Source organism: Nostoc sp. (assembly GCF_036916655.1).
Lineage (GTDB): Bacteria > Cyanobacteriota > Cyanobacteriia > Cyanobacteriales > Nostocaceae > Nostoc.
Genome location: NZ_JBALFY010000093.1, coordinates 343,171 through 350,999 on the forward strand (window position 1 = coordinate 343,171; position 7,829 = coordinate 350,999).

Annotated in this window: 6 protein-coding genes; all 6 read right to left on the reverse strand. The window is 35.9% G+C overall.

Going from position 1 to position 7,829, the window contains the following annotated elements:
• Positions 1-38: 38 nt before the first annotated feature.
• Genes V7L31_RS25470 through V7L31_RS25495 form a run of 6 tightly spaced genes read right to left on the reverse strand, consistent with a single transcriptional unit; the run spans position 39 to position 7,590 of the window.
• Positions 39-1,559: an MBOAT family O-acyltransferase gene (locus tag V7L31_RS25470; protein ID WP_334698840.1), complete on the reverse strand. Its 1,521-nt coding sequence runs from the start codon at positions 1,557-1,559 to the stop codon at positions 39-41.
• Positions 1,556-2,665 (reverse strand): hypothetical protein, encoded by a 1,110-nt coding sequence (locus V7L31_RS25475; RefSeq protein ID WP_334698841.1) that lies wholly within the window; start codon positions 2,663-2,665, stop codon positions 1,556-1,558. Before V7L31_RS25475 ends, V7L31_RS25470 begins: the two co-directional genes overlap by 4 nt.
• A gap of 9 nt (positions 2,666-2,674) precedes the next feature.
• Positions 2,675-3,163 (reverse strand): GtrA family protein, encoded by a 489-nt coding sequence (locus V7L31_RS25480; protein ID WP_334698842.1) that lies wholly within the window; start codon positions 3,161-3,163, stop codon positions 2,675-2,677.
• 16 nt (positions 3,164-3,179) lie between these two features.
• Positions 3,180-4,820, reverse strand: a complete 1,641-nt coding sequence (locus tag V7L31_RS25485; RefSeq protein ID WP_334698843.1) for a glycosyltransferase family 39 protein — start codon at positions 4,818-4,820, stop codon at positions 3,180-3,182.
• A 21-nt stretch (positions 4,821-4,841) separates the two neighbouring features.
• A complete protein-coding gene (locus V7L31_RS25490; protein WP_334698844.1) occupies positions 4,842-5,780 on the reverse strand; it encodes an isopenicillin N synthase family dioxygenase in 939 nt (312 codons plus the stop codon).
• A gap of 16 nt (positions 5,781-5,796) precedes the next feature.
• Complete coding sequence (locus V7L31_RS25495; protein ID WP_334698845.1) at positions 5,797-7,590, reverse strand: ABC transporter substrate-binding protein; 1,794 nt, start codon at positions 7,588-7,590, stop codon at positions 5,797-5,799.
• Positions 7,591-7,829: the final 239 nt, after the last annotated feature.

Genomic DNA, 7,829 nt, shown 5'->3' on the forward strand with positions numbered 1-7,829 from the left:
TACCCATCTCCTATCCTTCTCTGCGCCTCTGCGTGACACTAAAACTGAAAATAAACAAAAGGTTGAGGATTGATGGCTGTCAGTCGAAATATTGCTGAAACCAACACCCCAAAGAAAACAGCAAAACTCCAACTAGGAATTTTCCGCCACCAATCAGCAAACCAACCCTTATAAGCTGCCCAGTGGAGCATAATTAAAGGTATAAAAATCCATGCAATTTGGAGATTTAAGTTTTGAGAGCCAAGAGAAGTGAAGAATAAAAAGGATTTCTCTATTTGTATTGCACTGTTGAGATCCTTACTCCCAAAAAATGGGGACAAAGCACAAAAACAGTAAAATGTTAGGGGAATACCTAGCATATTTCTCAGTGGTATCAATTGCTTATAAGGAGCAACCCAAGATGACCATTGCTTTTGAATAACTAAGATGATTCCATGTAATCCACCCCAAAAAACAAAATGCCAAGCTGCTCCATGCCAGAATCCTGATAAAAGCATCAAAATGAGCAGATTTCTGTACTTAAACAGTTCTGTGCGTTCAGGTTTTGTCCGCCTTCTCATTAAAGGAACATAGACATAATCGCGCAACCAACTATAGAGGGTAATGTGCCAACGTTGCCAAAAGTCAGTCATATTGCTGGCAAAGAAAGGAAATTTAAAGTTCAGAGGTAGTTTGTATCCAAGTAAACCGGCTGAAGCGATCGCCATATCTGAATAACCAGAAAAGTCGCAGTATACTTGGATGACAAAAGCAATAACAGCAACCCAACAACTCAAGAAAGTATAATTTTCTGGATTCCTAAAATACTGTTCTACTAAAGGTGAAAGATTATCCGAAACACACGCTTTCTTGAAATACCCCACAAAAAAAAGTATTAAACATCCTCTAAAATCAACATCGCCTAAATTTTTCGGGGTTAGCAGTTGCGGTAAAAAAGTAGAAGCCCGGACAATAGGCCCTGCAACCAGTTGCGGGAAAAAAGTCACAAATAGAGAAAAATCCCAAAAATTTCTCACAGGTTTGAGTTTACCTAGATAAATATCCAGGGAATAACTCAGAGTTTGAAAGGTATAAAAACTAATGCCTGCTGGCAAAATAATATTAAGGGTTTTAATACTTAGGGGTAAACCCAAAAAAGCTAATAAATTGGCAGCAGAATCGGTGAAGAAATTATAGTATTTAAAAAAACCTAATATTCCGAGATTTGCTACTAAACTAAGTATCAACCATGCTTGACGTTGTTGCTGATTTTGTGGCTTGTTCAGTAAAGAATCCCAATTCCAAAAACTTGTAGTTTCTTTTTTTTGTACTACCTCAGTGCTGGCAATCTCTTGTATTTGCAAATCATTAATCTGTGGTCTAAATAGCATTAAACCGACAAAGTAATCAATGACTGTCGATAGCAAGAGCAAAAAAAGAAAGCGCCAATCCCAAGCACTATAAAAGATATAACTACAGATTAACAGCCAGAATTTACGATGATTGTGTTTCTGTAAAGCCCAATAGATGCAGAAAACAACCAGGAAGAAAAATAGAAACCGAAATTCCGTAAATATCATAAATTATTTAAGTATTGAGCAAACTTTGATGCTAATAAAAGTGTGAATTCTTGAGCGCCTTGGTAATTGAGATGGGCGCTATCAATTCTGCGATCTACCTCATATAAATTACTAAACTTGTTGGGATTATTAAAAGCAAATAGGGTATCTATATATCCTGATTGATATGCTTTGTAAAGAGCAGATGGGTTAGAATCAGTCTCTAGGAGTGGCGGAATAAAAAAGACAGCTTCAATTTTCTTATTGTTAATTTGCTGTTGTTCAATTCGGGAAGCAATATTCTTCACCATTTTCGCTCCATATATTATGGATGGATTATTAAATGCACTTTCTGAATTTAAAGTGGCTAATTTTATTTGTTCATTTTTGAGATTTTTTTGATAAGTATCCAAACCATTTGTTCGGAATATAGTCTTCCATTTCTCAGCTTTTTTTTGCCAATCTATAGCGTAATATCCAGATTCTTGTAGGAGTCTATCTTCAGATACTTTTGCTAATGGATCTGCATTTGATAAATCTAAATTTAATATTCTTTCCTGCCAGAAAGTGGAAAGCTGACCAATTCCTAGCCATCGGTAGATAAAGCTTTGAAAATTGGCGTAAATATATGGAGCTTTTACTTGCCAACTATCGATTGACGATTCCAGAATTAATTGGAAATTTTCTATAGTTTTACGAGGAGTATGCCAGTATATTTCTTGAGCGGAAGTAGAGCCAATATTGGTAAATAAGTCAACTGAACAGTCAAGAAATATCCACTTTAAGTTTACTGGTTTTAAAGCCAGAATTTTTTGTAAGTAAAAATCTATTTCTGATACATTTGCACCTGCTATACCAAAGTTGAAAGATTTTACACTTTTACCCTCTGTTGTCATGTATTCATCAAATAATTTTGGAATTACCCCAAAATAAGTAGTACTTGGCCCTAGAAAAATAGCGTCATAATCATCTTTGTGTTCAGTTAAATATTGCCATTTAACACTAATTTCACCAAGATTTTGGATAGTCTTGTAATAGGGTAAAGCTATATTCAATAATCCCGAAGAAAGAAATATAGTAATTATAAAAATGAAACTATAGCCAAACATTACTAGTGGTCTTAACATGATTTTTTCTTAAATATCTACAACTACATCTGTCTTTGTTAATTGCCAGTTCATCTTTAGGTTGAGCCAGAAATTCCAAAGTGTCACACAAGCGATCGCTACCAATTTGGCGATGTATTCATTCACTTGAAATTGATAAAATAGCAAATTTACAATTAGGCTATTGAAAATCAGCCCAATTAAACAAATGAGATTAAACTTGACAAAGCGTTGCAGCCTTTGGCTATTTTTTTGTTCAAAAGACACATCACCAAACGTCCACAAATCATTCCAAAGAAAATTATTAATAATTGCTATTTCTGTGGAAAGCATTGCACTCGGAGTTAACGCCAAACATAACGAACTATGAAAGCAATAGAATGCTCCCAAGTCTACAAATACCCCACTAAAACCGACTACAGCAAAGCGGATAAATCGGCTAAAAAGTGCCGAATGGAGATAAAAGTGGACTTTACCTCTCAGATAACTAATATTAAAATAGTCAAGATATTGTTTCATTCAACTTCTAATTTTTTTATGTTTTCTGATTTTTGTCGAGTTGCCAAAATCCTTCAAGTGGGTAGACTAATTTCAGGGAATTAGTTTTATCCTGCTGGAGTTGATGAGCTAAACTATTTTCCAGGTCGTCAACAAAGAAGATAGATTTATAATCTTGAGGCATTATTGCTAATTGGTTGTTTTGTATGGGAAGTAAGGAAATTTTTGGTTCTAAACTATGACTTAATGTAAGGATGACTCCCAAGTTATAATCATTTTTATTACTTACTAACAAAACATTATTAGATTGGTTAATACGTTTACTCATTGCCAGTAAATTCTTGCCACCTATTTGTGGCCACCAAGTTTCAGCCTGAAAAAATCTGACATCAGAAACTAGCCCAAAAACGAGTAATCCCGCCAGAATGAATTGCCAAAGGTTTTTATGCCAACTCTTCGCCAAGAAAAGATGGAAAGCTAAAATATAGACTACAGCAATTTGGATGCTGAGGTATAACGGTAACTGATAGCGAAAATGAATAGAGCGGATTCCCCCAAAAGCTAGGTCATAAAAAAGCAATGTTAACCCTGGAAATCCGCCTAATAAAGCAATAAATAAACTAGCGTTAGTTGATGGATACTTGGTCAAAAAAATAATAATATAAATAATTAAAAATAAGCTAAATATTATCGTAGGAATACTATATAATAAAGGGCTTTCAGAAGTTAAGTTATTGACCCAAGCATCATCAGAAGCCAAATTAAAATCAAAAAATATACGGCTAATTCGACTAAGCCAAATCCCAATCAGGTCGAAAGGACTATCTGTTTTAAATGTTATCCATGACAAGAGATTTGTGGCTGTGTGAACCTGGGTAATGAGTACAATAAGCCAGGGTGAAAATATTAAGCAAGCGGCGATGGAACTCAGCAGATAATTACGCAGAGTTTGGTTAAAGCGAAACCGTTGACTAATAAGTACATAAATGCCATGAGCGATCGCAACCATTACTGTCAATAAATGGGTGTACAATCCTAAAGCTAGGGCGAGAGCATACATAGCCCAACTCAAGTAACTTCCTCGACGCATGGCTCGTAATAAAGCAGCACTTGATACTAAAATTGTCACCATCCATAAACCGTATTCTCGTGCATCTTGGGCAAAGAAAACCTGCAAGGGAGAAATCCCCATCACAGCCATTCCCACCCACCCCACAAGTGATGATTCAAATAACTCTAAACACAGCCAATACACACTAGGAAATACCAACAGACTAATCACTGCCGATAAACTCCTAACTCCCGCCGGCAAATCCCCAAAAACTTGCGCCCATAATCTCACCATCACATAATACAAAGGTGGATGTTGTGGATCTGAAGTTATCAAATAGCGCACTGTATCAGCAACATTTCGATCTGGGTTAATGCGTTGATATTTATCTAAAGTAATAACAGGAATTACACTTTCATTATTATCCAAATTGCTAAAAAATTCTTGTTTAACCTCTACTAATGAATGACCAGATATCGCCAGCGATGTAGCAGTTTCATCGTACCAATACACTTTTTGCCCTAAATGGGTAAAGCGAAAAAAAATACCTAACCCAATCAGGCTAATTACCAAAATTTTTAACCAACTTGGAGGATTTGACTTTGCTAGCAATTGTAGTTTTTCCATTTATTGAATCTAAATTAGTAGCTATCCTTTTGGCTGCTTGAAATATTCCTGTGCAAGAATAGGTGGATATTTAGGCACTTCATCTATCTCCAAACAAGTCTTAATAGAGTTAATTGAAGCATCGTAATTAGGCCCAGTAAAAAAGGCACATGAATACCTTTGTTTAGCACTATGAGATTGAGTTGGAACTATAACTCGATGTCGTGTAGCGCCAAATTTATCGTTCGTCCATCGCTGCATTAAATCTGCCACCAATACGATAATTGCATCAGGAACGAAGGGCGCAACAACCCATTCTCCAGCATTTGTATATACTTCTAACCCTTCGGAATCTTGAAATAAAAATGTCAGAGTACCTATATCGGTATGTTCTGCCAGATAAACTTTTCCTAGTTCGGGAGGCTGATATATAGATGGGTAGTGATGCAAAACTATGCCGTGATTCTGTTCAGAATATAAATTTGTAAAGTAATCTTCTGGAATTCTCAGGGAAATAGCCAAAGCTTGGAATACTTTCAAGGCGCTTTCGTGGCAACCCGTGAAAAATTCCAGCATCACTTCACGAAAGTGAGCCGGATTTTCAGGCCATTTATTCGGTTCAAAAAAAGGATCTTCGATAATACCAACTTCATCTAAAGTAATTTCTTTTCCAAAATGAAATCCTTCAGTCATTAACTCATTAGCGTTGTGTTTATCTTCACTTTTTTTAAAGTTATGATATCCGCGAAGATTCCTGTCTGGAAAGAAAGATACTTGTTCTTTTTCTTGCTCAGGGAGTGCAAAAAAAGACTCTGTTTGTGAAAAAAGTTGAGCGATTAGACTTTGAGAAATACCATAATTTTTGAGGTAGAAACATCCGACCTCATGAATAGCAAGAGAAATTTGTGCAGCGACAGCTTCTTTTGCAGTTGAGTCACCTGTTGTAAGAAAAGGATGGAAATCAATGATAGGAATTTGCATACAAACGATATCCTCTTTAGTTAATATCAGTCAGTTTCAAGTCGTAAGAGTTCCAAAATGTTCCTAGTAGGGCAGAGTGTTCAATACCTTGGATACGATTTCGTACTGCCACCATTGATAAAGGGTTAACTAGATAAATAAATGGCAGATAATCCTGAGTAATTTGTTGAGTTTCTACATAGATAGCTTTACGCTTTGATTCATCCACTTCGGAGGCTGCCTGAATGTATAAATCACTAATTTTGCGTTCCCAATCTGCTATCTGTCGCCCCATTATCGGCGTTTGTCCTGTTTGCGATTGTTGATTAAAAAAGTGCCACCCCGCTTCAGTCAACCAAACATTAGCCCAATCATTTGGTTCTTGACCGACAGCAACCTCAAGCAATTGACACTCCCAATCGAAAGTTTGAGTCAATTTGTTGATGAAAATGCTAGCAGCTACGGGATTGAAATCAACAGTTATGCCAAGGTTACTCAAATTTTGTTTTATGTGTACTCCCATCGCCTGCAATGCGTTATTGGTACTATTCGTCATTAGGCTAAAGCGGACAAGATTGCCTTGCTTGTCTAATAACTGACCTTGATTGTTGTATTTAAATCCCGCTTTTAGAAGTAATTGTTTCGCTTTTTTAAGATTGTATTCATAGACAGTTTGGACAGGATAATAATACTTGCTCTGTACAGCAATGGGTGAATTTTGCAGTTTACCCAATCCCTTATAGATATTGTTGAGTATTTGTTGGCGGTCAATTACATAGGCAACTGCTTGTCTAAATTCCACTGTATTGAACCAACGAGATTTTATGGGGTCGACCAGTGCTTGACCATTCCTACTGCCTTTATTGAGATTAAAAGTAATAGCAGTTGAGCCGACAAAAAGACCGCCATTATAGATAGTAAACTTTCCTTTACTTTCTTCATGTTTTAATAACGAAAAATAATCAGTATTAACATTGATGTAATCCAATCCTCCAGAACGAAATTGGATTAAAGAAGTATCTTGACTAGGAATAATTTGCCCAATCACACGCTCGATATAGGGTTGTGAATTGCCTTGAGTATCTTTACGCCAGTAGTAAGGATTTTTGCGGAAAACTATGCGTTGGCTGGGAGTGTAAGATTCGATTGTGTAAGGGCCGTTGACAATAATATTTTGTGGTGGGGTATCAGTTCCCCAAGCAGACATAAACTTAGGACTACCTTCCTGGTCTTTTGTTTTGACACTTTCCCTAAAAATATGGGCTGGTAAAATTTCTAGTTTTGTAGCCCGAATAAATGGAGCAAATGGTTCAGGTAATGTAAATTCAACTCGCAAATTATCAAGCTTTCGCACAGTAGGGAAGGTACGATTTTTACCAATTATGAAGAAGTCTTTCGCGTAAGTAGGAATGTCTGGATTACGGTAAATTTCATTGTAGGTAAAAACGACATCTTCAGCCGTTAGTGGTTTTCCATCTGACCATTTTAGCCCTTTTCTGAGGGTATAAATTACTTTTTTATTATCTTGGGAAGTTTGCCAAGATTTGGCTAGATTAGGTTCAATTTCTCCACGAGCATTTTCTTTAACTAGCCCTTCATAAGTATAGTTTAAAATATAAGCTGATTCTAGGATTAAAGCTGGATTGAAAGTTGTAGGTTCAGTTGGGAAAGAGACAATAATTTCAGATATTGGTGTTGCTTGGTTTTTTAAAGTAATTTGATGATAGATAATTATGGCGATCGCAGTTACAAAAGCCAGTACAATTACTAGCCAACGATGGCGAATTAAAGTATATTTTTTATTGTTTTTTAATAACTTATAATCCAACATCGTGAAACCACTCCGCAATTTATCTTAAATCCCCGACTCTAACTGTCTTTAATTTTGAATTAATGAGTAATCCCCATTACTTATTACTCATTACTCATTACTTATTACTCATTACTCATTACTCATTACTTATTACTCATTACTCATTACTTATTACTCATTACTCATTACTTATTACTCATTACTCATTACTCATTACTTATTACTCATTACTCATTACTTATTACTCATTACTCATT